Raw genomic sequence first — 25,735 nt, 5'->3', positions numbered from 1 at the left:
GATCACTCCACCATGCTATAGCCATAAAAAAGCCCTGAAGATTCAGGGCTTTTTTTAACATACTGAACTTACATCTTGTAGCTCATTTGGATACCCGCAAGCCATACATCACCGCTTGCTTCACCGTTAAAGTTAACAGTCGCGAGGTTCAATAGGTTTTGCTGTTCGTTGATTGGCGCATCGCCAGTCGCTTTAATATAAGTCACAGCAAAATCAACGTTCAGGTTCTTAGTTGCCTTATAACCTGCGCCGACAGAGAACCACAGACGGTCAGAGTCTGGAATTGTGGTTGTGCGCCACTCGTCATTTGCCGCCGTTTTATCTAAAGCAACACCGACACGCACTAACCAGTCGTTATTCACTTGATAAGTCGTCCCTAGCGCGAAGCGCCAGTTATCTTCGAAGTGCTCTTCTTTAACTAAATCAGACTCTAAACCGCCCTTAGGTTTAACTTCACCAGGGAAATAAGCCACTAGTTGATCGAATACGCTCCAATCGGTCCAGTTCACACTCGCATGCATGGCCCAGTTATCGGTCAATTGGTGATGGGAAGCTATCTCTGCAAAAGCGGGCAATTCAAGCGGTAAATAACCTTCAATGGACACATCTTGGCCGCCAGTGTACAACACACCTGAGGCATGACCATCCAAGTCCAGTTGCACGCCGCTGTGATAAGCAAAACCCAAACGGTGAGCCGGATTAATTTGCCAACTCGCACCTAACTGCCAGCCGTAACCCACATCATCACCCTTCATGCTTTTCAGCTCAGTGCCACCTGGAGGTAACATAGCCTGCACAGGAGCCGGCAGAGCAGGTTTGATACCATCGACCCAACCTGGTAATGAGGCACCGATTTCGCCTTCACCATAAACGATACGTACACCAGCACCTACGCTAACAGCATCATTGATGCGATAAGCGATGTTTGGATTAAATTCAACGGTCGTAACCGAAGTCTTGTTACCAAAAATAGCCGCTGCGTGGGTCGCGGGTAATTCAGTGGCTAGACCATAATTAGAGTTTACCGCTAGGCCCCAAGTCCATTGATCATTTAGCTGATTTGAATAATAAAAATTTGGCACAAGTGCGTCATCAGCTACATCTAGTGCATCGCCACCTTTCATAACAACAGGATTAGGACCAATTAACGATGAGCTAAGGCTCACATCACCTGTCACATCGACGTTTGGCATAACGTAAATGCCACCCGCGGACAACTGACGTCCTTCTAAATAAGTGAGCATTGCAGGATTTCGACCTTGAGCCGAAGCGTTATCCGCCATAGCGGCTTCACCCGCAAAGGCGCGACCTAAACCTGTAGCAGAGTATTCCGCAAGTTGAAAACCCGCGGCATGGAGTTGAGTCGTTGAACTTAACAAGGCTGCAGTGACAGCCAAAGTCAGAAGACGTTTTTGCATTGTTATTCTCTAATCATATTATTGTTATCTGTACTACTTAGATGAGTACTGCGGCGTTCAGGCAAAATAGAGCAAACACTCCATATTGAATGCGCAGCAGTTTACTTATGCAGAAGATGTTTGCAACCAAAGGAGATAAAACAGATAAAAACTCTAAAGAAATACAAGTTTAAAACAGATTTAGTGACGCACATCACCATTCAAACAAAGACTAACCTTTAAGCACTCAAAAATCATTCACAACAGTCGTGAGATTTAAATTAATAAACCAAAAAATATCAATATTAAACAACAAGATAAAAATTAAAACTTTGGAACACGTGTAAATCATTTAAACTCGACAAATTCAGCATAAATCACTGCAGAGAATAAAATTTTCTAGTATCAAAACGACAATAAAAATTTATGCTTTTAAATACAATAAATTAAATTAAGAGAGTTTTGAGATTCAAAACAAAAACGCCTAGGTATTAACCTAGGCGCTTAAATATATACTCAACACGAGTACAAATGTGCGCTGAAAGTTTAGCGGCGCCAACCTTGGATTTGAGTTTCGTACTGACGGATTTGCGCAGCATGGGACAAGGTCAGCCCAATTGCATCTAACCCATTGAGTAACTTATGCCTTGCCGACTCTGCCAGCGTAAAACTAAACTCGGCACCTGACGGTGCAATCACTTTACAGCTGGTGAGATCAACCGTGATTTGCGCGCCTTCTTCTGCCGCCACTTCATCCATCAACTGACACACCTGCGCGTGGGTTAACGCCACAGGCAATAGGCCGTTATTGATTGAGTTGCCGTAAAAAATGTCGGCAAAACTGGGCGCTATAATGGCGCGTAAACCAAAGTCTGCCAGCGCCCAAGGCGCATGTTCGCGGCTTGAACCACAACCAAAGTTTTCCTGCGACAAAAGAATTGAAGCGCCTTTATAACGAGGCTGGTTCAATGAAAACTCAGGATTGGGCACATCGCCCGCATCATCTAAATAACGCCAATCATGAAATAAGTGCACGCCAAAACCATCGCGCGTCACCTTAGACAAAAACTGTTTCGGAATGATCTGATCCGTATCGATATTGGTGCTGTCGATCATGACCGCAAGCCCGGTATGGGTCGTAAAAGGTTGCATAAACTTCTCCTCTTGGGTTTACGGTAATTAGTAAGGTTTACGAATATCGACAAAATGCCCTGCCACCGCAGCGGCGGCGGCCATCGCCGGGCTCACTAAATGGGTGCGACTGCCACGGCCTTGGCGACCTTCGAAGTTACGGTTACTGGTCGAAGCACAACGATCGCCCGCCTCTAATCTGTCATCGTTCATCGCCAAACACATGGAACAACCCGGTAAACGCCACTCAAATCCCGCTTCGATAAAGATTTTATCTAAGCCTTCGGCTTCGGCTTGCGCTTTCACTTGCCCAGAACCAGGTACGACAATCGCAGTGACACCGTTCGCGACTTTACGACCTTTAGCATGCACGGCGGCGCTGCGTAAATCTTCAATCCGCGAGTTAGTACATGAACCGATAAATACCTTGTTGATGCTGATGTCTGTCATAGGCGTACCCGCACTCAGGCCAATATATTCTAGGGCCTTTTCCATACTAGCTCGGGTACTTGGGTTGGCTTCATCAAGAGGATTAGGCACTTTGCCATCGATCGCTACGACTTGGCCAGGGTTAGTACCCCAAGTCAATTGCGGTGCGATATCGGCGGCATCTAACTCAACGACAGCATCAAACACGGCGCCGTCATCGGTCTTAATGGCTTGCCAGTAAGCGACAGCCTCAGCCCAATCTTCGCCCTTGGGTGCAAACTCGCGGCCTGCTAAGTAGTCGAAAGTGGTTTGATCCGGCGCGACCATGCCCGCCTTAGCACCCATCTCAATCGCCATATTGCACACTGTCATGCGGCCTTCCATCGACAGGGCTTCAATCGCCTCACCGCAGAACTCCACCACATAACCCGTGCCACCATCCATGCCGATTTTGCCAATAATAGCGAGTACGATATCTTTGGCGGTCACGCCATCGGTGACATGACCACGCACTTCAATCTTCATGGTTTTAGCTTTTAACTGACGCAAGGTTTGCGTCGCTAAAACGTGCTCAACTTCAGATGTGCCAATGCCAAACGCCAGCGCGCCAAAGGCGCCATGGGTCGCGGTATGGGAATCACCACAGACAATCACAGTGCCGGGTAAGGTAATACCCAACTCAGGGCCCATCACATGCACAATTCCTTGATTAGGATGATGAATGTCGTATAAACGTACACCAAAGTCTTTACAGTTTTGCGCTAGGGTTTCCACCTGAGTGCGTGCCATAGGGCTTAAAGCATCTAAGCTGGCGCTACGGGTCGAAGTGTTGTGATCCATAGTGGCAAAGGTTTTTTCCGGTGCACGCAGTTTGCGGCCCGCCACTTTTAAGCCACTGAATGCTTGCGGAGAAGTCACTTCATGGACTAAATGTCTGTCGACATAAATGATCGGCGCTTCACCTTCTGGAGTCGCTACAACGTGGGCATCCCATACTTTTTGATACAGCGTTTTTGCCACCGCGTTTTTTGGCACAGTCGTCATTACACACCTTCCTTTATAGCATTGGCGATAAAGTCACCCATCTCGGCGGTTGATTTAGCTTGGCTACGCTTGTCGCTGCTCAATAGCTCACCGGTTAAGTAGCCAGAATTTAATGCTTTGCTGACGGCACGCTCAATCGCACAGGCGGCTTCTTCTTGCTTTAAGCTGTGGCGCAGCATTAATGCCGCCGACAGAATTTGGGCGATAGGGTTTGCAATGCCTTTGCCCGCGATATCCGGCGCACTGCCACCCGCTGGTTCGAATAAACCAAAGCCAGTGCTGTTCATGCTCGCCGATGACAACAAGCCCATAGAGCCCGTTAACATGGCGATTTCGTCGGATAAAATGTCGCCGAACAGGTTAGAACATAGCATCACATCGAACTCATCGGGACGACGTAGCAACTGCATGGTCGCATTATCGATATAGATGTGTTCCAGCTCAACATCGGGGAAATCAACCGCTACTTCTTCAACCACTTGGCGCCACAACACTGAACAAGCCAGTACGTTGGCTTTATCCACTGAGGTTACTTTTTTACGGCGACCACGGGCGGCTTCAAAGGCGATGCGGGCGATACGGCTAATTTCGCGGCGGCTATAACGCATGGTATCGAAGGCTTCTTCATTCTCGCCTTCGCCTTGACGGCCCTTTGGCTTACCAAAATAAATGCCGCCGGTTAACTCACGCACACATAAAACATCAAAGCCACGGGCGGAAATATCGCTACGCAGCGGTGACATATGTTCTAAGCCATAATGCAATTTTGCTGGGCGCAGATTACAAAACAGTTCGAAGTGACCACGCAGTGGCAATAGCGCGCCGCGCTCAGGTTGCTCATTTGGTGGTAACTTTTCCCACTTAGGGCCACCTACCGAACCAAACAGGATCGCATCAGCCGCTTCACAGCCCTTTAGCGTGGCATCAGGTAAGGGACAACCGTGGTTATCAATGGCAATACCGCCAACATCGAATTCAGTGTATTCGATATTCAAATCGAAACGCGCTTCAACCTCACGCAGCACTTTACGCGCCTCTGCCATCACTTCTGGGCCGATCCCATCCCCTGCTAATACTGCTATTTGATAACTCATACGCCAGCCAACTCCTTTAAATGTAAATGCTTTATGCTCGACCTTGCTATTCTTTGGATGCTTTTAGCGACTAGACGCCGCCTAGCTCTCGGTTTTTTTGCATGCTTTGTTTGTAATCGGCGACCTTGTCTGCGCGGCACGTTAAGTTCATCACATGCACTAAAGCGCGTGCCGAGGCTTCAACCACATCGGTCGCTAAACCTACGCCGTGAAAGTTCTGCTCGTGGTAAACCGCGGTAATGTCGACTTGGCCTAAGGCATTTTGACCTACGCCCTTAGCACCTAACTTATAGCTGATGATATCGATTCGGCGATCGGTTGCGCGGGCAATCGCGTTATAGGCAGCATCGACAGGACCATTACCCGTTGCGGCTTCGGTTTTAATTTCGCCGCCCACTTCGATACGCACAGTCGCCGTAGCTACGCCTTCAGTTGAGTCAGACTGCACCACTAATTGCTGCAATTGATAGTGATTGTCTTCTTCGGCCTGCGCTTCCATAAAGGCTAAGGCTTCTAAATCATAATCAAATACTTGGCCTTTTTTATCTGCCAATTTTAGAAACTCTTCGTACAGAGTATCCATATTGTAATCGTGCTCGCTATAGCCCATTTCTTCCATGCGATGCTTGATCACATGGCGACCCGAGCGCGAGGTCATATTCAAGTTGTTACGATTCAAACCTATGCTTTCTGGCGTCATGATTTCATAGGTATTTTGTGCTTTTAACATGCCATCCTGATGAATGCCCGACGAATGGGTAAAGGCATTGGCACCGACAATCGCCTTGTTTCCCTGCACTGGCATATTGCATAACTGGCTGACTAAATTAGAAGTACGGTGAATTTCTTTGGCATTAATGCCCGTTTCTAATCCCAACATCCCCTTACGCGTCGCTAAAATCATCGCGATCTCTTCCAGTGAACAGTTACCCGCACGCTCACCTATGCCATTGATCGTACATTCAATTTGACGCGCACCGTGTTGCACTGCAGTTATCGAGTTAGCCACAGACAAACCTAAGTCATCGTGGCAATGCACTGAGATCACCGCTTGGTCGATATTCGGTACCCGATTAAACAAAGTTTGAATGATATTGCCAAACTCGCTGGGCACTGTGTAACCGACCGTATCGGGAATATTAATGGTGCGCGCGCCCGCACGAATAGCGGCTTCTACCATACGACATAGATTATCGATGGGCGTACGCCCCGCATCCTCACAGGAAAATTCCACATCGTCGGTAAAACGGCGGGCATACTTCACCGCGCCTACGGCCATCTCTAACACTTGATCGAAAGAACGCTTCAACTTGCTCTCAACGTGAATCGTCGAGGTCGAGATAAAGGTATGGATACGGAATTGATCTGCAACAGACAAGGCCTGCGCCGCAGCATCTATGTCCTTTTCCAATGCGCGGGATAAGGCACAAACGCGGCTATTTTTGATGGTACGCGCTATGGTCTGCACTGACTCAAAATCACCGGGCGAAGAAACCGGAAAACCCACTTCCATCACATCCACACCCAGACGTTCCAGCGCCATAGCGATCTGTAGTTTTTCTTTGACCGACAAACTTGCGGCTAACGCCTGCTCACCATCACGCAAGGTAGTATCAAATATTATGACTCTGTTAGACATCTCGCTTCTCCATGGAACGTCACCGTTCGTTAGTTAATTTTTGCCGTATTCAGATACAAAAAACCCCGCAACATCGGTGCGGGGTTTGTGAATGCTTTGCCTCTTTATCGAGCGTGCAACACTAAGACCTCCGCGTATAAACCGCGAGAGAGAGAAGGAGGAGGAGGAGGTCGAGTTTGCGGCTAATAATATTCATTTAATCTGTATATTTATTCTGTTTGAATTATTGAGGACGGTTAATATTTAACTTGCCTAGCCGATAGTGTCAACCCTAATTTTTTCATGTTCCACTCATTCAACCTGTCTTAAGGCTAATAACGGTGAGTTTCATCCCCAAATTAGTGATCGATACCACAGAATTAACCAGCTGTTTGGATTCAGAAATCACTGGGATGTGTTAACTTATTCCCCTTAGAAAAAAATAGTTTTTTATGCAAAAAACGATTAAGAAAAGTTATAATCCCGCCTTAGTGATTAGGGATATTAGAACTTACGCATTTTATATGGAGCACAAAATGGATTTTCGCGTCTTGGTACTGAGCCTGTTGTTATGGCTGTTTCCCTTTGGGGCCAGTGCTATAGACCAATTAGATGAACTCACTGAACTCGTCTACCAATATCCCAGTAAAGCACTCACTCAAATAACAGCGTTAGAAAAACAATTTGCGACCAGTGTAAGCTCAGATATCAATCGACTCAGATTAAGTGTGTTGAAATGCCAAAACCTACTACAAATAGGGGAAAATGAAGCCGCTATCAACGTCGCTCAATTAGGCGAAGCAAGCGCTAAACAACTTAAGCTAGATCAAGTACGACCTTACTTTTTGATCTGCCAAGCCGACGCCAACCTTAGCTATAACAATGTTCAAAATGCCCTACCTTTGCTTGATTCAGCCATTAACCTAGCGCGACGTTACCAGCAACCACAAGCCTTAGTCGATGCTTTACGCTTACGTGGCCAACTCGATACTGACACTGATAACTTCTCCTCTGCTATCGAAGATTTACGCCTCGCGATTGATATTTATCCGGATATTCATGCTCAAACCCAAAATTGGATTTGGCCACCACAGGCCTATGTGTATGCCGCGATGGGAAATTTACTTTATGCCACCCATGATTTCCCCCAAGCCATGTATTACACCAACTTAGGTATACAAAGTGCCGATGCAAAAGGGAAAGTTTTACACTTTATTTTACGCAATGCAGCTCGGATAGCGCTTGATAATCAAGAGTTTGATTACAGTGATAAACTCGAACAACAAGCTAAAGCGCTTTTACCTGAGCTCGGTTCGCCACTTGAACTCGCCTACAGTTATGCCATTTTGGCCTCAATCGCGCTCGATAAAGGCCGCATCGATAATGCCGAAGAATATCTTTCTATCGCGATTAATACGTTTAAAAAACAAAATCAACAATTAGCGACAATGCGTTCAACTCGCCTACTCGCCCAAATTCGTTTTGCTCAGCATCAAGAAGATGCCGCTTTAATCCTCATGAATCACGCTATTGAGCAAGCTGAAAACCTAAAACAATACTCAGATCTTAAAGGGTTTTACGGGATCATGAGCGATCACTACTTAGAAAAAGGGGATTTTAAACAAGCCTATTCTTGCTTGCTCAAACGTTATCGAGCGGCCGAGCTCACCAATCAAGCGATGAATAATGCTCGGATATTGCAGTTTAAGGCCCGTCTAAATCAACAAGATCTGCAGCAGGAGCCAAATAGCACTGCACCAGAAAAAGATTCAATCTTACAAGAGCTAAATGTCGATTGGGCCTATAGCACACTGTTCTTAATCGCGATGGCATTATTGGGCGGAGCTATTTGGTATTTGATTGATAAACAGAATAATCGTGCCCCACATCTTGAAGGTAATGAACCTGCGGAAACGCTGCTCCAACAAGTCACATCAGCATTAAACAGTGCCAAACAAGGTAATTACCCACTGTCTTTATTATTGTTTAATGCGAGTCAGATCCGTCAAGTTGACCTACCTCTCTTACAGGATGAGCTACAACACAGACTACGGGAGCAAGATAAGTTAATCCGATATTCTATGGATGAAATTGTCATTATCCTGCCGCATACCTCGGCAACTGGTGCTAAAAGAGTCGTTAGTCAGTTAGTTGCTTGCATTCAGCCTTGGCAGGGTTCAAGTAAGGTCAATATTGGTATAGCGGCGATGCAACAGTTTGATACCTTAGAGTCTTTAATTAAGCGAGCCAGTATCAATCAATTGGGCAAGGTTAAAGTCAATGAGAATAATCCAAACTATTATTCTCCCGCTAAATAAGCCGCGATTTCATCGAGAAAAGCGTCACCGAAACGGCTCAGTTTACGCTCGCCCACTCCGTTGACTGCGAGCATTTCCCCCGCGCTCGTTGGCATCATGGCTGCCATTTCTGCGAGGGTAGCGTCGTTAAAGACTAAATACGGCGGCACATCCTGCTGCTCGGCAATGGTTCTACGCAATAACTTCAACCGTGCGAACAACTTACGGTCATAATTCAACGGTGCTTTAGACTGACTCGCCTTACGTTTTGTGGTTGTTAACTGAATACGCGGTTCAGCAAGCATTAGCGCCACTTCCCCTTTGAGCACAGGCCGTGCCGATGGGTTTAAGGTAATAGAGGAGCCACGAGTCACATCTTGACTCGCCAGTCCCAAGTGGATCAATTGACGGATCACACTCAGCCAATACTCATGGCTCTTGTCTTTACCAATCCCCCAAGTCGTGAGTTTGTCATGCCCTCGATCGACTATCGGTGCGCCTTTCGAACCGCGCAACACTTCAATTAAATGATTGATACCAAAACGCTGGCCTAAACGGAAAATACATGACAACACCTTCTGCGCATCTTCGGTGCCGTTATAACGCTTAGGCGGGTCGAGGCAAATGTCGCAGTTACCACAGGGCTCTAATGCACTCTCATCGAAGTAATGCAGCAACACTTGGCGGCGACAGGTCTGCGCCTCGGCAAAGGCGGCCATAGTATTAAGTTTGTGGAATTCGACCTGTTGCTGCGGCCCTGGCTCGGACTGTTCAATCAAATGTCGCACCCGACCAATATCGGCGGGATCGAACAACATAAAAGCTTCTGCATCGAGCCCATCACGTCCTGCTCGGCCCGTTTCCTGATAATAGGCTTCGATACTTTTAGGGATATCGTAATGCACCACAAAGCGCACATTCGATTTATTGATCCCCATACCGAAAGCCACAGTGGCGACAACAATATCGATTTGATCCTTAAGGAAACTGTCCTGCACGGCACCACGATCTTCCTGCGTCATTCCCGCATGATAGGCCTTAGCATTAAAACCTTGCAGACATAAACGATCGGCAACCTCGTCGACACGGCGGCGACTGCTACAGTAAATAATCCCGTTAGTGCCATTTTGCTGGGTTAAAAAATGCCGTAACTGATTCGCAGCATTGAGCTTTTCCGCCACTGTGTAGCGAATATTGGGCCGATCGAAACTCGAAAGTAAACGGAACGGGTCAATCCCAAGTCGCTCGCAAATACTCTGCCGAGTCGCCTGATCCGCCGTTGCCGTCAGCGCCATCATGGGCACATAGGGGAAGAGTTGTTTTAGCTGGCCAAGCGCCGCATATTCAGGGCGAAAATCATGGCCCCACTGACTGATACAGTGCGCCTCATCGATGGCAAACATCGCCAACTGCAACGACTGCATACACTCAATAAAATCAGCGGTTAATAAGCGCTCAGGTGACACATAAAGTAGTTTTAACTCACCGTGGCGCAGCTGCCTTAATACTTCGGCGCTCTGCTCTCGCGGCAATGAAGAATTGAGATAAGCCGCTGCAACACCGGTTTGCAACAAGCTATCGACTTGATCTTTCATCAAAGAAATCAATGGAGATACGACAATAGTGATGCCATTCATCAGCAACGCGGGGAGTTGATAGCAAAGACTCTTACCGCCGCCCGTTGGCATGATCACTAAGCAATCTTGCCCGCCACAGACACGTTCTATCACCTCCCGCTGACCGTCCCTAAAGTCACGGTAACCAAACACCTGTGCGAGGCGTTGCGAGAGCGGATCATCATGCGTGTCGAGTACGAGCTTTTCCATGGATCTTCTATGTCAAAAGTGAGGGGGCCTATTCTATACCCAAACTAGTTCAAAATGCAGGATTCAACGGTAATTTAAAGCGTTTTAGACGAGGCAATTCACCACGATTGCAGCTATTTTAACCCTAGTGGGCTAAGCCAAAAATAACGAACGCGGGGTAAAATACTTTAAAAACTGCCGAAACTGTGTCGTCATTTTAGCGACGGAGTTGCATTAGCCGTAAGCTTCACTGTAGATTAATTGCTCTAAGCCGCACTTTGTTTATCTCAGTGTTGATAACAAATCCAATTACGCCTAATACCGTCACTCAGTGACAAGGACCCCAAAATGACCAGCCCAATCCAAGCCGAAGCTTTGAGAAGAGTCGCAGCAGTATTTGATCAACATGTCCCTTTCCATAATCTACTCGGACTCGATATCAAGCGTTATGACATTGATGGCGTCGAAGTCGTGATCAACATGAAGCCTGAGCTGATTGGCAATATCCACCAGCAAATCCTCCACGGCGGTGTGACAGCAACGGTACTCGATGTGGTTGGCGGACTCACGGCCTTTGCAGGACTGGTCGCCAGTCGTGATGATTGGACGGTCGAAGAGCTGCAGCAACGCCTGCAAACCCTAGGGACAATTGATATGCGCGTCGATTATCTGCGGCCGGGACGCGGCCTCACCTTTACGGGCACGGGCAGCGTCATTCGTGCGGGTAATCGAGTTTCAGTATGCCGCATGGAACTACATAATGAGCAAGGCACCCATATCGCTTTTGGAACAGGGACTTATATGGTGGGTTAGGCGGTTAAATTTAGATGTGTATTACTGCCTTAGGGCTCAAAATTGACTAAGGTAAACGTCTTGATCAACAGGATGTTTACTCACTTTAATCGCCCATTCAATCTATTGCGGAGATATTCTGTAACGAAAAGAACACGGCGATACCCTTGAGTCAGCGGTCAGACACACCTACAATCGCCACCTTGTTGTTCTTCGAAGATGTCTCATGCCAAATCTTGAATACCGCAAAGGGATCCTACTTGCCGTCAGTGCTTACTGTATGTGGGGTTTTGCGCCTTTATATTTCAAATTACTCAACCATGTTTCCGCCACCGAAATTTTGCTCCATCGAGTGATTTGGTCATTCGTGTTTATGCTGATCATTATGCAGTTTATCGGCGGTTTTTCTCGCTTACGCTTACTGTTTAAACAGCCTAAACAGTTGATGGTTCTCACCATTACTTCCATATTGATCGCGGGAAACTGGCTACTATTTATCTGGGCGGTAAATAACGATCACATGCTCGATGCCAGCCTAGGTTACTTCATCAATCCTTTACTCAACGTCTTACTCGGTATGTTATTTCTAGGCGAAAGGTTGCGTAAACTGCAATGGTTTGCGGTTTCACTCGCCAGCGCTGGCGTATTGATCCAGTTAATCTCTTTTGGCTCGATTCCCATCGTCTCACTGGCACTCGCGGGCACCTTTGGTTTCTATGCACTGCTGCGAAAAAAGGTCAATGTGGATGCTAAGGCCGGATTATTGGTCGAAACCGCAGTGTTATTACCGGTAGCGCTGATTTATCTCGTCGCAACCTTAGACACTGCCACGGCGAGCATGCTGACTAACGATTGGCAATTGAATCTGATGTTAATGGCGGCGGGGATAGTGACTACCATTCCTTTGCTGTGTTTTGCAGGGGCAGCGGTACGTATTCCATTGTCTATGCTCGGCTTTTTCCAATATATTGGCCCGAGTATTATGTTTATCCTCGCGGTGAGTCTATTCAATGAGCCCTTCGATGCCGAAAAAGGCGTGACCTTCGGATTTATCTGGAGCGCGCTGCTCGTCTTTACCTTAGATATGGCCTATAAACGCAAAACGGCGTGAGCATTATCACGCCGATAAACACAGTGGCAGAAATGATGACATATGATGATTACTTCTGTAACTGTGCTAAAAACTCACTCCCTTGCGGTACTGTCAGTAATAAACTGTAGCCTTTAGTCGTTGGCACTAACACTAACTGCGATTTATCTGTTATCGCCAAAAATGCCCTGCCTTTCCCTTGTAGATTAAACCAACCCAATTGAAATCCTGGCATGCCTATACCATTCGTTTTAAATCTCGGCGTTAAATCTGCCTCTTGTTGCAAATCGACTATACGTGCCTCGGCGGGCAATAAATCCGCGCGGGATAACTGCACTTTATAGAAGGGAACATCCACTGTGAGCTCTGTATCGGTTAACACTAATTCGGCGCTATTCGATTGATAGAAGACCCAAGAAAATCCGCCCATCACCACCAGCAATATACCTAAACTCGCCGACTTCGCTATCTTAGGCATATTTTTTAGCCATAACATCAGCAAGATACCCGCTAAACCGAGCAATAAGACGATAAAACTGAAGATAGAGGTTTGGGTTAAAGGGGCGAGTTCAAAAAATTGAGGACTCATTGGCAGTATCTCCCGTGCAGTGAAGTCTTAATCTGCCAATAAAGACATATTATGTCAATAAAAATGCCAGCGCTAATATGAGTACTAGGCTGGCATTGATTGGATTGATTTAGAACGGCTTAAAGATCGAGCGCGAGAATTTTTGAGCGGCGTTGATAGTTATACAACTGCTTTTTCTTCTGCGGCAGTGCTTCAACATCTTCAATCACAAAACCATGCTCTAAGAACCAGTGAATGCTCCGAGTTGTCAATGCAAACAAGCGTGAATAACCACGGTTTCTAGCCTGATTGATAATGTTCTTCAGCAGTAAGCTCCCTCTGTCGGCATCGCGATAATCGGGATGCACCACTAAACAAGCAAACTCACCCGCATTGTCCTCTTCAAAAGGATAGAGCGCAGCGCAACCAATCACTAAACCATCACGTTCAATCAACATGAACTGTTCGATTTCAATCTCAAGCTGCTCACGACTACGACGCACCAGAATGCCTTGTTCCTCCAATGGACGGATAAGGTTCAACACACCGCCAATATCGGCGATTGACGCACAGCGTAAACGCTCGGCACTCTCAGTCACGATTTGCGTGCCTATCCCTTCGCGAGAAAACAGTTCCTGCAGCAAAGCGCCATCTTCGAGGTAGCTGACTAAGTGACAACGCGGCACGCCATTACGGCAAGCATCGATACTGGCTTTCAAAAAAGCCATAGTGCCTACGCAGGCAGAACCTTGCTCGGCCAGCTTGCTCATGATGTTTTGCGCATCGTTTGGCATCAATTCGGCAATCACGTCGCCATTGCGATCGAGAATACCGTTCTGTGAGCTAAAACCGATCATCTTGTCGGCTTTGAGCTTGATCGCCACTTGGGTCGCGATTTCCTCGGCGGTTAAATTAAAGCTTTCACCGGTCACAGAAGCCGCAATCGGCCCCATCAACACTATGCAGTGATTATCTAACTGACGTTTTAAGCCTTGCACATCGATACGACGCACCTTGCCACTCAAACAAAAATCGATGCCGTTATCCACGCCTAACGGTTGAGCAATCACAAAGTTGCCGCTCACTAAGTTAATTTGCGCGCCTTGCATCGGCGTATTGCTTAAGCTCATGGATAAACGCGCTGTGATATCAAATTGCAGTGCACCCGCAACTTGCTTGATCACTTTGAGCGAGTCTTCATCCGTGATACGCACACCTTCGTGGTAGGCAGGTTCAATACCGTTGACGGCTAATGCAGCATCAATCTGCGGCCTAGCGCCATATACCAACACCACTTTGATCCCTAAACTGTGCAGCAGGGCGACATCATTTAAGATGGCGCGGAATTGATTTTGAGCCAAAGCTTCACCGCCAAGCATGACCACAAAAGTTTTACCTCTGTGAGCATTAACATAGGGGGCAGAATGACGAAATCCATCAACCAGTTCAGTGGTACGCACGCGTTATTTACACCTCATTTTTGAGCTGGCAGCGTCACGATGACACACCAGGAATGAATCGCTAACTTTCGCGTATGGTATTGCATTTTAATTCACATATAAAGAATTTATTCTCACTAAAGTGCAGATTTTATGATTTAAAGTGCTTAGAACCGCACTATTTTATATTTTCAGTAAGTGTTCACACTTTTTTAACTTCACAGGGGATGATTCAGCGGCTTAAGTTTGCGAGGCAATTATCTCAACTTGATGACTAGCCACTAAAAAAATGCAAAAAAAAGCCCCTTAAATAAGGGGCTTTTCTCGAAACACTAACCAAGGATTACTTGATTTTTGCTTCTTTGTAGATAACGTGCTGACGAATAACTGGATCAAATTTTTTGATTTCCATTTTTTCAGGCATGTTACGCTTGTTTTTTTCAGTTGTGTAGAAGTGACCAGTCTTAGCTGTAGAAACTAATTTGATCTTCTCACGATTACCTTTAGCTTTAGCCATGATCTATTATACCTTCTCGCCACGGGCACGAAGTTCAGCAACAACAACTTCGATACCTTTTTTGTCGATCAGACGGATACCTTTAGTAGATACACGTAACTGTACGAAACGCTTTTCTTCTTCTAACCAAAAACGGTGGTTTTGTAGGTTAGGTAAAAAACGACGACGGGTCGCGTTTTTTGCATGCGAACGGTTGTTACCAACCATCGGCTTCTTGCCAGTAACTTGGCATACTCTTGACATGTCAATCTTCTCCAAAAACAATTTTAACGCTCGAGCATTAATGTGCCTCGTATGGCCGTCGCCCGAGGCACAAAGAGGGCGCATTTTATACACGATCACAGAGTGAAGATCAAGTGTTAGATTAATTAATCCAGCCTCGTTCTGCAAAAGAAACTATCTCTCGATCACCTACAACCATATGGTCCAACAAGGATACGTCTATGGTTGCTAACGCATTTTTTAATCGCTCAGTTATTCGTCGGTCAGCCTGACTGGGCTCGGCAATACCAGACGGATGATTATGACAAACTATAACTGCTGCGGCCTTTTTCTCCAGCACTAAGCTCACCACTTCACGTGGATACACTGAGGCTGAGTCTATTGTGCCGCGGAATAATTCGACAAATTGAATCACTCTATGCTGGCTATCCAGCAGTAAAACTGCGAACACTTCATAGGAGCGATCGGCCAATTGTCGCATTAAATAGTCCCGAGTTAAATCGGGATTTGTCAAAACCTGACCTCTTTGCAGATTTTCCTGCGCTACACGCCGCGCTAATTCGGCCGCAGCTTGAAGCTGGGCGTATTTTACAGGTCCTACGCCCGGAAGTCGACACACCTGATTTCTTGGGGCACAGAGCAGATTTCTGAGGCCGCCAAACTCGCTAATAAGCGACCTAGCAAGGTCAACAGCGTTTAATCCGGCTAAACCGTTACGCAGCAATACTGCTAGTAATTCAGCATCCGAGAGATGTGCAGCTCCTTTTTGTAACAGTTTATCTCTGGGACCTTCGCCCTCAGGCCAATCTTTAATCCCCATGTGACCTCCCTGTCATCTCACATATTTTCACTTTACTGAGTATGGACGAGATTTTTTGAACTGGGATAGTCACTAAAATTCACCGCTTTGTGATATTGTTGCCGGCATTATTTCTATCTCGGATGATGTCTGTGAGTCTGACAAATAAAAACGTCCTGCTGGGCATTGGCGGCGGTATTGCGGCCTATAAAAGTGCTGATTTAGTACGTCGCTTGAAAGAGCGTGGTTTTGATGTGCGCGTGGTGATGAGCCAAAGTGCGATGGAATTTATCACGCCTCTGACGCTGCAAGCGTTGTCTGGACATCCAGTGGCATCTAGCTTGCTCGACCCCGCAGCAGAAGCAGCCATGGGTCATATAGAACTTGCTCGTTGGGCAGATCTCGTCATCATCGCCCCTGCAACCGCAAACCTATTGGCGCGGATTAATGCAGGCATGGCCGATGAGCTAATCACCACCACGTGTCTTGCCACTGAGGCGCCAATTGCCCTGTGTCCAGCAATGAATCAGCAGATGTACCGCAATCTGGCTACGCAGGCGAATTTAACTAGCCTAGCATCACGTGGTTTTACACTTTGGGGACCCGCCAGTGGCAGTCAGGCCTGTGGTGAAGTGGGTCCTGGTCGTATGTTAGAGCCATTAGACATAGCGGAACTGGCTACACAATTTTTTGCCACGCCTGACGCCGTTGAATTTAAGCCACTCGCAGGACAGTCGGTGCTGATCACCGCCGGACCAACCCGTGAAGCAATTGATCCCGTCAGATACATTTCAAATCACAGTTCTGGAAAAATGGGCTTTGCACTGGCCAAAGCCGCGGCAGATATGGGTGCAGCAGTCACCTTAGTCTCAGGCCCAGTAAATCTCAGCACCCCAGAAGGCGTGACACGGATTGATGTTGAATCGGCGCAAAATATGCTCGATGCTGTTATGGATAACGTTGATAAAAAAGATATTTTTATTGGCTGCGCCGCCGTTGCAGACTACCGCATTAGTGATATTGCTACCTGTAAGATCAAAAAATCGACCGAAGAAATGCAACTTGCGCTGGTGAGGAATCCTGATATCTTAGCCACGGTTGCGAGCTTACCTAACCGTCCTTTTGTGGTGGGATTTGCCGCCGAAACCCATGATGTAGAAGCCTATGCGCGCGATAAGCTCAAACGTAAAAACTTGAACATGATCGCCGCAAACGACGTTTCCATTGCTGGCCTAGGCTTTAATGCCGATGCTAATGCCCTGCGTGTTTTCTGGCCGCACGGCAGTCAAGATTTGCCTGCTACTGACAAACTCACGTTGGCACGGCAATTACTTTCGTTGATAGTGAAAGAAAAAACAAATACATGAAAACACCGATTGAATTAAAAATTCTCGACTCCCGTATCGGCTCAGAATTTCCCTTGCCCGCTTACGCCACCGCAGGCAGTGCAGGCATGGATCTTCGCGCCATGATAGACACGGCTTTGACCATAGCACCGGGTGAAACTGTGCTTATTCCAACAGGGATTGCCATTCATGTGGCCGACCCAGGACTTGCAGCGGTGATTTTACCGCGCTCAGGTCTGGGCCATAAACACGGTATCGTACTGGGGAATCTAGTCGGACTCATAGATTCAGATTACCAAGGCCCCTTAATGGTATCTTGTTGGAATCGTGGTGACAGTCCATTCACCTTAGAAATGGGCGATCGTCTCGCGCAACTGGTGTTTGTTCCTGTGGTACAAGCACAATTCAAACTCGTTGATGAGTTCGACAGCTCAGACCGTGGTGAAGGCGGATTTGGCCATTCAGGCACTAAATAATCCCCTAAGTCGTTATTGAGCCAAGGATACTGCAATGGCTGTAAGCCCAAAAATTAATCGTCGTGAACACATTCTGCAATGTCTAGCGCAGATGCTAGAAACCAACCCAGGACAAAGGATCACCACAGCGAAACTGGCCTCAGAAGTCGGTGTATCGGAAGCCGCACTGTATCGCCACTTCCCGAGTAAAGCGCGGATGTTCGAAGGCCTAATCGAATTTATCGAAGAGTCGTTATTGTCGCGCATCAATTTAATCATGGATGACGAAAAAGACACCATGAAGCGCTGCCAGTTGGTACTGCAACTGCTGCTGATCTTTGCCGAGCGTAACCCAGGAATTTCCCGCGTTCTCAACGGTGATGCTCTACTCGGTGAAAATGAACGCCTGCGAAGTCGTATTGGTAACTTATTTGCCAAAATTGAAACCCAGTTAAAGCAAATTTTACGGGAAAAAACCCTACGAGAAGGTAAAGGCTTCAACTTAGACGAAGCCATATTAGCCAATTTACTGTTAGCCTTTGCCGAAGGCCGCATCGCTCAATTTGTACGAAGTGAATTCAAACTCAAACCAACCACACACTTCGATGAACAGTGGCGATTTATCCAACACCAGCTTTTGCAAAGTTAATGATTTACTTAAATAAAGGATGCTATTTAGCGTCCTTTATTTTTATAGCCCGTCCTTGTTTCGCTCTCACTTTTGTTTTATTCTCAAAAATCATTTAAGAAACAAAAATCACAATAATTTTACAGGGATGTCGGATGAAACTCTTTCGATTAGCCACTTTGGCTGCTCTTTGCTTACCTATGCTGCCTATATCTTCGTTTGCTGCCACTACTTCAGCCGCGAATGCATTATCGCAGGCGCAGTTATTTAGCAAAGGCGATGAATATTCCAATGTTAAAATATCTCCAACAGGCAAATACTTAAGTACGATTACCAGTGTCGAGGGTAAAAATGTACTGTTAGTCTTAGACGCTCAGACAAAAAAATTGCTCAATGCGATACGTTTCCCGGGTAACGCACAGGTTGGCACCTATGAATGGGCTAACAGTGAACGCATCGTTTTAGCGAAGGAATACCTAAAAGGCTGGCACGACACCCCCATCTATTACGGAGAATTGATGGCGGTAAATGCCGATGGCTCACGTAAGGCTTACCTATTCGGTTACAATAGTGGCGAACAGCAAACGGGTTCTAATATCAAGAAAAACACCCCTATGCGGGCGAGCGCATTTATCCTCGATCCCCTGCCCGATGATGAACGTTATATGCTGGTTAATGCCATCCCTTGGAATGATAAGGTCAATCTCGATGTTGAGTTAACACAGGATGTTTATCGCGTCGATTTATTTACTGGCACGCGCAAACGCATCACTGGCTCACCCATAGGCCAAGCACGTTTTATGACAGACCATCAGGGTGAAGTTCGCTTCGTTGCCGGTGAAGACAGTAAAAACACCACTAAAGTGTTTTACCGCAAAGATGGCGAATGGGTAAATACCGACAAACTCAATCTGGGCTTAAATGATTTTCATCCCATCTCCTTCGCCGATGATAAAAACACCATTTATGCCGCTGGCCGCCCCCAAGGTGAGACCTTAGGCGTGTACAGAATCAACCTTGAAACTGGCGATAAAACCGAGATTATTCAAGATGAAAAAGTCGATCCGAGTAATTTTTGGATCAATGGCACTAATAAACAACTCTACGCCGTTGAGTTTGAAAATGGCTACCCAAGCTATGCCTTCGTTAATAACGAAGACAGCCATGCCAAGCTGCTGAAGGATTTGCTTGCCGCGCTGCCGGGTCACCAAGTACGGATTGTCAGCGAAACTAGGGATGGCGAGAAGCTCGTGGTCATTGCATTTAACGACCGAAATCCTGGTGACTACTACGTCTTTGATACGAAAAAACTTAAACTCGAGTATCTCGCCGCCACCAGAAAGTGGCTCGATCCCGAGCAAATGGCTGAGGTCAAACCCATCAGTTTTACCAGCCGCGATGGTAAAACGATCCATGGTTACCTTACATTACCCTATGGAAAAGAAGCTAAAAATCTACCGCTAGTGGTCAATCCCCATGGTGGCCCTCATACAGGCCCCAAAAATGGAAGAGACTGGTGGGAATTTAATCCTGAAACCCAAATGATCGCCAACCAAGGTATAGCAGTATTACAAGTTAACTTTCGCGGTTCTGGAGGCTATGCAGCAGATTTTACGATAGCGGGATACCAAAAATGGGGCAGTGATATTCAATTTGATATTATCGACGCAACCCAGTACGTTATTGACCAAGGTTTTGCCGATAAGGAACGGGTTTGTATCGCTGGCGGCAGCTTTGGTGGTTATAGTGCCCTGCAAAGCGCGGTATTAGCGCCAGATATGTTTAAATGTGCCATAGGTATGGCTGGTATCTACGATTTACCACTATGGAAAGATGACAGTGATGTTGCAAACTCAGCATCTGGAAGTAGCTATCAAGCAGATGTGCTTGGAAACAATTTAGAGACACTTAAAGCAATGTCACCAAGCTATAATGTCAACAAACTCAAAGCGAACTTGTTGCTAGTTCATGGTGGAGATGATGAGCGAACCCCAATAACTCAACTCGAATCCCTCGAAAAAGCCCTAAAAGCTCACGATTATCCTTACAAAAAACTGGTGATGGACAATGAAGGCCACGGTTTTTATAACGATGAGCATAGAGCGAAATACTATGAACAAATGCTCAGTTTCCTAAAAACCAATCTGAAACTTTAGAATTAACTCAAACTTGCCGACACTGATAGGCTAAACTCGATTGGCAGTGGCAGATTTAAAGCCGATATCCGATAAGGACTATCGGCTTTTTCATGTGGTCTATGCGCGTTTTTCGGTATGAATTGTCTGCAATTCGCGCTATCCTCGTCCCCCTATTCTTGCCCTAGCGAGAATAACAATAATTTGTATCTGATGCTGAACAGCCCTAGTACCACGCGATGATCAGCATAGGTTTTCTGTTATAGCCGCTACGACGTAGTGGAGGATAAGATGGCATTAAGTGAAGCAGCAGTAAAAGTACAAGCCGCGTTATTAGAACGTGGACTTGAAACCCCAATGCTCCCAAGCGTTTACAGCAGTGAAGAACGTAAAGACAAGATTGAACATCATATGAAAGAAATCCTGACATTAATGTCATTGGATCTGTCAGACGATAGCCTTGCCGATACGCCGCGCCGCATTGCTAAAATGTACGTCGATGAAATCTTCTCCGGCTTAGATTATGCGAACTTCCCTAAGATCACGGTGATCGACAATAAGATGGGCTTCGATGAAATGGTGCGAGTGCAAGACATTAGTCTTACCAGCACCTGCGAACACCATTTAGTGACGATCGATGGCACTGCCACCATAGCTTATCTGCCACGCAAAAAAATCATCGGTTTATCAAAGATTAACCGTATAGTACGTTTCTTCGCTCAACGTCCACAGGTGCAAGAACGTTTGACTCAGCAAGTGTTAGTCGCGCTACAAACCTTGCTCGAAACCAAAGACGTTGCCGTTAAAATGGATGCCGTGCATTACTGCGTCAAATCCCGTGGCGTGATGGACTCCACCAGTTCGACCACTACCACAGCGCTGGGCGGTATTTTCAAATCTAACCCCGCAACTCGCGCCGAGTTTTTGCACCAGTCTAAATAAATGTATTGAAACTTAACGCTATTTAAAACGTGCCTAAATCAATAGTAATCAATACAGCTCAATAAAAACGCTGCGATTCCTTCTATAGAATCGCAGCGTTTTTTTGTTTTCATACCAACCCAATCAAACCCTTCTCGGTCTAGATAAGGTCATTACTGGCTGATTAACTGATTTCACTTAAATCCCGTATTGCTCGCGATACTGGCTCACGGCGGCAAGTTGCACTTCCATCCCTGGTTTTTCAGACAGATAACTGATTAGGTCGGCGAGTTTAATAATTGCCACTATTCCGCAGCCAAAATCACGCTCAACTTCTTGGATGGCCGATAACTCGCCCTTGCCCTTTTCTTGTCTATCCAGCGCGATTAGTACGCCAGCCAGCTGCGCCTTATGGGCTTCGATGATTTCCATCGACTCACGAATCGCAGTACCGGCAGTGATCACATCATCCACCAACATAACGCGGCCTTTCAGCTCGCTACCGACTAAGCTGCCACCTTCGCCGTGATCTTTTTTCTCTTTGCGGTTAAAGCAGTAAGGAATGTCGATATCGTGATGCTCACACAGGGCAACAGCCGTTGTGGTGGCAATCGGAATACCTTTGTAAGCAGGGCCAAACAGCAAGTCGTAATCAATACCAGAATCCACTAACGCAGCGGCATAAAAACGGCCCAGACGCGCTAAATCACGACCAGTATTGAACAAACCCGCATTGAAGAAATAAGGACTGATACGGCCCGATTTAAGGGTAAATTCGCCAAATCGCAACACCTGACGTTCTAGGGCAAATTCAATAAACTCACGTTGATAAGCTTTCACAATATCTCCTTACGACTTTGTCTTTTATTGGTTTTGTATTATGGGGAATTTTTATTCGGTACAGGGCTTGCACTACACTAGCATCTTGCTGCAGATAAAAAGCTGCAGTTAATAAAAAGCCCCGCACTCTATAACATGACGGGGCCTTTTCATCACCACAATATTAGTTCAATGCGGTTTTCTGCACATCGACGATTTCACGAATACTGTTCTTCGCCAATGCCAACAGTTCGAGTAATTCTTCGTGGCTGAATGGCTCGCCTTCGGCGGTGCCTTGAATTTCGATGATCTTGCCCGTTTCCGTCATCACCACGTTCATGTCAGTTTCAGCGGCGCTATCTTCGATATATTCTAGATCGCTTATCGCTTCACCCTTGTAAATACCGACGCTGACTGCAGCGATAAGGAATTTAAGCGGGTTAGATTTAATTATGCCTTTACCGCGTGCCCAGTTCAGCGCATCCACTAAGGCCACACAAGCGCCAGTGATAGAAGCAGTGCGCGTGCCACCGTCAGCTTGGATCACATCACAATCGATCACGATAGTGTTTTCGCCTAGAGCTTTCATATCCACACAAGCGCGCAGAGCACGACCGATAAGACGTTGAATTTCTTGCGTACGGCCAGATTGCTTACCGCGAGCGGCTTCACGATCCATACGGCTATGGGTCGAACGTGGCAACATGCCGTATTCCGCCGTCACCCAGCCTTGACCCTGACCTTTAAGGAAACGTGGCACACCTTCAGTAAAACTGGCGGTACAAAGCACTTTCGTTTCGCCAAATTCCACTAACACAGAACCTTCGGCATGGGCCGTAAACTGGCGAGTGATAGTGATGGGACGAGTTTGTGCTGGCGTTCTGTTACTTGGACGCATGCGAGATTCCTGTATTCTGAGTCATTGACCGATTTTGGCTGCATATTATAAGGGCTTGAGCCTTAGGATGCCATGCTTAGGGTGATTCTCTGGCAAACTCATCACACTCAAACGCCTAATCCGTGTCCTTATACCCAAACAACCTGAAGATGCAGAATTCAGCGGAAGTTTAACGCACTTTAGGCAAGGCCATTTATTGCTCCTGCATAAATGGCATTCACGCCATCCATGGCGATTGCGGTTATTTGCGGACCTAGTGGACTAAGTTAAAAATAACCAACGCAGCATAAAGTGCGTTAAAACCCGCCGGGACGAAGCAGCTTGGGTATATTTGCTGTATGCCTTTAATCCTAAAGCCATTGACTCTATAATCGCCTCTCATTATGACGATTACACCATTAGGACAACCCATGATCCAAAGCATGACAGCCTACGCTCGCATCGAGCACAAAGCACAATGGGGCACTGCCTCCTGGGAAATTCGCTCAGTCAATCAACGTTATCTCGAAACTTACCTACGTTTACCCGAGCATTTCCGCAGCTTCGAACCCGTACTGCGCGACCGCCTTCGTAAACGTTTAAGCCGCGGCAAAGTGGAAGTCAATCTGCGCTACGAATTGGCAGACAACAGCAATAACGAGCTGCAGTTGAATCAAGCGCTAGCAAAACAGCTATTAGGCGCCGCCACTTGGCTCAAGCAAGAAGCGGGACAAGGCGATGTCAATCTGACCGACATCCTGCGCTGGCCGGGCGTGCTAGCGAGCGGTGAACAAGATATGGATGCGATCGGCGCCGATCTGATGACAGCCTTCGACTCAGCCATAGATCAATTCATCGAAGCCCGTGGCCGTGAAGGCGAAGCCATCAAAGACATGCTGCTAAGCCGCTTAGACGGAGTCAGCGAGCAAATCGCCGTCGTACGCGAGCACATGCCAACGGTGATGCTGTATCAACGCGAAAAGCTCACCAACCGCCTTGCAGAAATCAAAGGTGAACTCGACCCCGCCCGTATCGAGCAAGAAATGGTGCTTCTGGCGCAGAAACAAGATGTCGCCGAAGAAATGGACAGACTCGAAGCCCATGTCGCCGAAGCGCGCCGCATCCTCAAAAAAGGCGGCAGCGAGGGTCGCCGTTTAGATTTTATGATGCAGGAATTCAACCGCGAATCGAACACGCTCGCCTCTAAATCCATCAGCACTGAAATCACCTCAGCCGCAGTTGAACTTAAGGTGCTGATTGAGCAAATGCGCGAGCAGATCCAAAACGTTGAGTAATGATAGTTAACGCGTTTTAGATACCAAAAAGCCCTTAATGTAAGGGCTTTTTGTATTTTATGACACTGAGGGAGTATCAGTTAAAGCACTCACTCTGAGTCACTAATATCAAGTGCTGAGCTAGGCTCAGTGAACAATCGTTTACGGTAACAGGATTTTTTGCAGCTCTTGGTGCGAGCTCACTTGATAGTGCGGGGCGATACCAGCGGGTACATCGTGGCCGTGGACGTTATACCAGCAAGTATGAATACCGGCGTTGATACCGCCTTGGATATCTGAATGCGGGTTATCACCGACCATGAGCACAGCATCGCGCTCAGGATGGCCCATGAGTTCGAAGGCATGTTCGAAGATACCCACATCAGGTTTGGCTATGCCGACTTTTTCTGAAATCACTAAAATATCAAAATGATGCTGTAATCCTGTACGCTCTAATCGCACGGTTTGTAGCTCAGTGAAACCGTTAGTGATGATACCTAATTTGGCTTTGCCTTGGAGCGCGGCTAATAACTCGCGGGCACCGGGTAGCGGCGAACAAATTTCGGCCATTGCCGATAAAAATGCACCATTGAGCGTCATGGCCGTGACAGATAATTTGGCTGCCCAAGGTTCGAAACGTATGGTTTGCAACTCGGCGGCAGTTATCTTGCCATCTTGATAATCAACCCAAAGTGGTTTGTTAACTAACTGATACTCGTCAAAATCGGCTTGGGTAAAATCGACCCCAAACTCACTAAACATCAACTTAAGCCCTTTTAAAGCATCGAAATAAAATAGGGTTTCATCGGCATCAAACAAAATCCATTGGTAAGGCAAGGACATAGGAACTCTCTTTCTGACAAAATAGCTAAGACCCATCCCATGCCGTTCAGTGGCATCGAGAATGGTACATCGGCGATTGCGGCAACACTGTGGCTAACTGCCTAGCAGTAATCAAGATAAGCGATAAACATGAGCGATGAGCGCGAAAATAACTAGGCTTCACAGTCGACACCCGCAACCAGCAAGTGCATTAGT

General features: G+C 46.8%; 23 protein-coding genes. 9 read left to right on the top strand and 14 right to left on the bottom strand.

Annotated features, from left to right (window positions below; all coding sequences use genetic code 11):
• Positions 1–68 precede the first annotated feature (68 nt).
• The 5 genes from L5L77_RS13380 to leuA all read right to left on the bottom strand — a co-directional run bounded on the left by L5L77_RS13380 (position 69) and on the right by leuA (position 6,734).
• On the bottom strand, positions 69–1,418 hold the full coding sequence (locus tag L5L77_RS13380; RefSeq protein ID WP_263185183.1) for an outer membrane protein transport protein: 1,350 nt from the start codon (positions 1,416–1,418) through the stop codon (positions 69–71).
• Positions 1,419–1,943: 525 nt separating this feature from the next.
• Complete coding sequence (leuD, locus tag L5L77_RS13375; protein ID WP_263185184.1) at positions 1,944–2,549, bottom strand: 3-isopropylmalate dehydratase small subunit; 606 nt, start codon at positions 2,547–2,549, stop codon at positions 1,944–1,946.
• Between the two features lie 27 nt (positions 2,550–2,576).
• The gene (leuC, locus tag L5L77_RS13370; protein ID WP_263185243.1) at positions 2,577–3,977 is read right to left on the bottom strand and encodes a 3-isopropylmalate dehydratase large subunit; all 1,401 of its coding nucleotides are present in this window, start codon (positions 3,975–3,977) and stop codon (positions 2,577–2,579) included.
• Between the two features lie 23 nt (positions 3,978–4,000).
• A complete protein-coding gene (gene leuB / locus L5L77_RS13365) occupies positions 4,001–5,095 on the bottom strand; it encodes a 3-isopropylmalate dehydrogenase (protein WP_263192589.1) in 1,095 nt (364 codons plus the stop codon).
• 70 nt (positions 5,096–5,165) lie between these two features.
• Entirely contained in the window at positions 5,166–6,734 is a 1,569-nt protein-coding gene (leuA, locus tag L5L77_RS13360) for a 2-isopropylmalate synthase (protein WP_263192588.1), read from the bottom strand.
• A gap of 515 nt (positions 6,735–7,249) precedes the next feature.
• Between leuA and L5L77_RS13355 the strand changes: the two genes are divergently transcribed.
• Positions 7,250–9,031, top strand: coding sequence for a diguanylate cyclase domain-containing protein (locus L5L77_RS13355; protein WP_263222907.1), 1,782 nt, complete (start codon positions 7,250–7,252; stop codon positions 9,029–9,031).
• Here L5L77_RS13355 and recQ read toward each other — a convergent pair.
• Positions 9,013–10,836: a DNA helicase RecQ gene (gene recQ, locus L5L77_RS13350; RefSeq protein ID WP_263222906.1), complete on the bottom strand. Its 1,824-nt coding sequence runs from the start codon at positions 10,834–10,836 to the stop codon at positions 9,013–9,015. The genes L5L77_RS13355 and recQ overlap by 19 nt on opposite strands.
• Positions 10,837–11,163: 327 nt before the next feature.
• Between recQ and L5L77_RS13345 the strand changes: the two genes are divergently transcribed.
• Both L5L77_RS13345 and rarD read left to right on the top strand, forming a co-directional pair.
• Positions 11,164–11,628, top strand: a complete 465-nt coding sequence (locus L5L77_RS13345) for a thioesterase family protein (RefSeq protein WP_006079875.1) — start codon at positions 11,164–11,166, stop codon at positions 11,626–11,628.
• A 205-nt stretch (positions 11,629–11,833) separates the two neighbouring features.
• Positions 11,834–12,718 carry an EamA family transporter RarD gene (gene rarD, locus L5L77_RS13340; protein WP_198572571.1) on the top strand — a complete coding sequence of 295 codons (885 nt, stop codon included), beginning with the start codon at positions 11,834–11,836 and terminating at the stop codon, positions 12,716–12,718.
• Positions 12,719–12,767: 49 nt separating this feature from the next.
• On the opposite strand, the gene L5L77_RS13335 is transcribed toward rarD, so the two are convergent.
• The 5 genes from L5L77_RS13335 to radC form a co-directional block, all read right to left on the bottom strand.
• Entirely contained in the window at positions 12,768–13,286 is a 519-nt protein-coding gene (locus tag L5L77_RS13335) for a PH domain-containing protein (RefSeq protein WP_263222905.1), read from the bottom strand.
• Between the two features lie 119 nt (positions 13,287–13,405).
• Complete coding sequence (gene argA, locus L5L77_RS13330; RefSeq protein ID WP_263182029.1) at positions 13,406–14,725, bottom strand: amino-acid N-acetyltransferase; 1,320 nt, start codon at positions 14,723–14,725, stop codon at positions 13,406–13,408.
• A gap of 322 nt (positions 14,726–15,047) precedes the next feature.
• Positions 15,048–15,221, bottom strand: a complete 174-nt coding sequence (gene rpmG / locus L5L77_RS13325) for a 50S ribosomal protein L33 (protein WP_006079871.1) — start codon at positions 15,219–15,221, stop codon at positions 15,048–15,050.
• A gap of 6 nt (positions 15,222–15,227) precedes the next feature.
• Positions 15,228–15,464, bottom strand: a complete 237-nt coding sequence (gene rpmB, locus L5L77_RS13320; RefSeq protein WP_006079870.1) for a 50S ribosomal protein L28 — start codon at positions 15,462–15,464, stop codon at positions 15,228–15,230.
• A gap of 121 nt (positions 15,465–15,585) precedes the next feature.
• Entirely contained in the window at positions 15,586–16,263 is a 678-nt protein-coding gene (gene radC, locus L5L77_RS13315) for a RadC family protein (RefSeq protein WP_105251175.1), read from the bottom strand.
• A gap of 122 nt (positions 16,264–16,385) precedes the next feature.
• Between radC and coaBC the strand changes: the two genes are divergently transcribed.
• From coaBC to folE, 5 genes are all read left to right on the top strand, one after another.
• Entirely contained in the window at positions 16,386–17,609 is a 1,224-nt protein-coding gene (gene coaBC, locus L5L77_RS13310) for a bifunctional phosphopantothenoylcysteine decarboxylase/phosphopantothenate--cysteine ligase CoaBC (RefSeq protein WP_263222910.1), read from the top strand.
• Entirely contained in the window at positions 17,606–18,064 is a 459-nt protein-coding gene (dut, locus tag L5L77_RS13305; protein ID WP_105251173.1) for a dUTP diphosphatase, read from the top strand. The genes coaBC and dut overlap by 4 nt, the downstream gene beginning before the upstream one ends.
• A gap of 34 nt (positions 18,065–18,098) precedes the next feature.
• Positions 18,099–18,692: a nucleoid occlusion factor SlmA gene (gene slmA / locus L5L77_RS13300; protein WP_113941097.1), complete on the top strand. Its 594-nt coding sequence runs from the start codon at positions 18,099–18,101 to the stop codon at positions 18,690–18,692.
• A gap of 134 nt (positions 18,693–18,826) precedes the next feature.
• The gene (locus tag L5L77_RS13295) at positions 18,827–20,827 is read left to right on the top strand and encodes an alpha/beta hydrolase family protein (protein ID WP_263185191.1); all 2,001 of its coding nucleotides are present in this window, start codon (positions 18,827–18,829) and stop codon (positions 20,825–20,827) included.
• Between the two features lie 270 nt (positions 20,828–21,097).
• The gene (folE, locus tag L5L77_RS13290) at positions 21,098–21,748 is read left to right on the top strand and encodes a GTP cyclohydrolase I FolE (RefSeq protein WP_006079864.1); all 651 of its coding nucleotides are present in this window, start codon (positions 21,098–21,100) and stop codon (positions 21,746–21,748) included.
• A gap of 177 nt (positions 21,749–21,925) precedes the next feature.
• Here the strand turns inward: folE and pyrE are convergent, their stop codons facing one another.
• Positions 21,926–22,567, bottom strand: a complete 642-nt coding sequence (gene pyrE / locus L5L77_RS13285; protein WP_006079863.1) for an orotate phosphoribosyltransferase — start codon at positions 22,565–22,567, stop codon at positions 21,926–21,928.
• Positions 22,568–22,730: 163 nt separating this feature from the next.
• Positions 22,731–23,444 (bottom strand): ribonuclease PH, encoded by a 714-nt coding sequence (gene rph, locus L5L77_RS13280; protein ID WP_263222903.1) that lies wholly within the window; start codon positions 23,442–23,444, stop codon positions 22,731–22,733.
• Positions 23,445–23,854: 410 nt separating this feature from the next.
• Here rph and L5L77_RS13275 point away from each other — a divergent pair, with 410 nt between their 5' ends.
• Complete coding sequence (locus L5L77_RS13275) at positions 23,855–24,718, top strand: YicC/YloC family endoribonuclease (protein WP_263148942.1); 864 nt, start codon at positions 23,855–23,857, stop codon at positions 24,716–24,718.
• Between the two features lie 141 nt (positions 24,719–24,859).
• Here L5L77_RS13275 and yjjG read toward each other — a convergent pair whose 3' ends face one another.
• A complete protein-coding gene (yjjG, locus tag L5L77_RS13270; RefSeq protein WP_263185210.1) occupies positions 24,860–25,540 on the bottom strand; it encodes a pyrimidine 5'-nucleotidase in 681 nt (226 codons plus the stop codon).
• Between the last annotated feature and the right edge of the window lie 195 nt (positions 25,541–25,735).

The organism is Shewanella sp. SM29 (assembly GCF_025654245.1).
Taxonomy (GTDB): domain Bacteria; phylum Pseudomonadota; class Gammaproteobacteria; order Enterobacterales; family Shewanellaceae; genus Shewanella; species Shewanella oncorhynchi.
The sequence above is the reverse complement of the archived record's forward strand: the minus strand, read 5'-3'. Positions and strand labels throughout refer to the sequence as shown.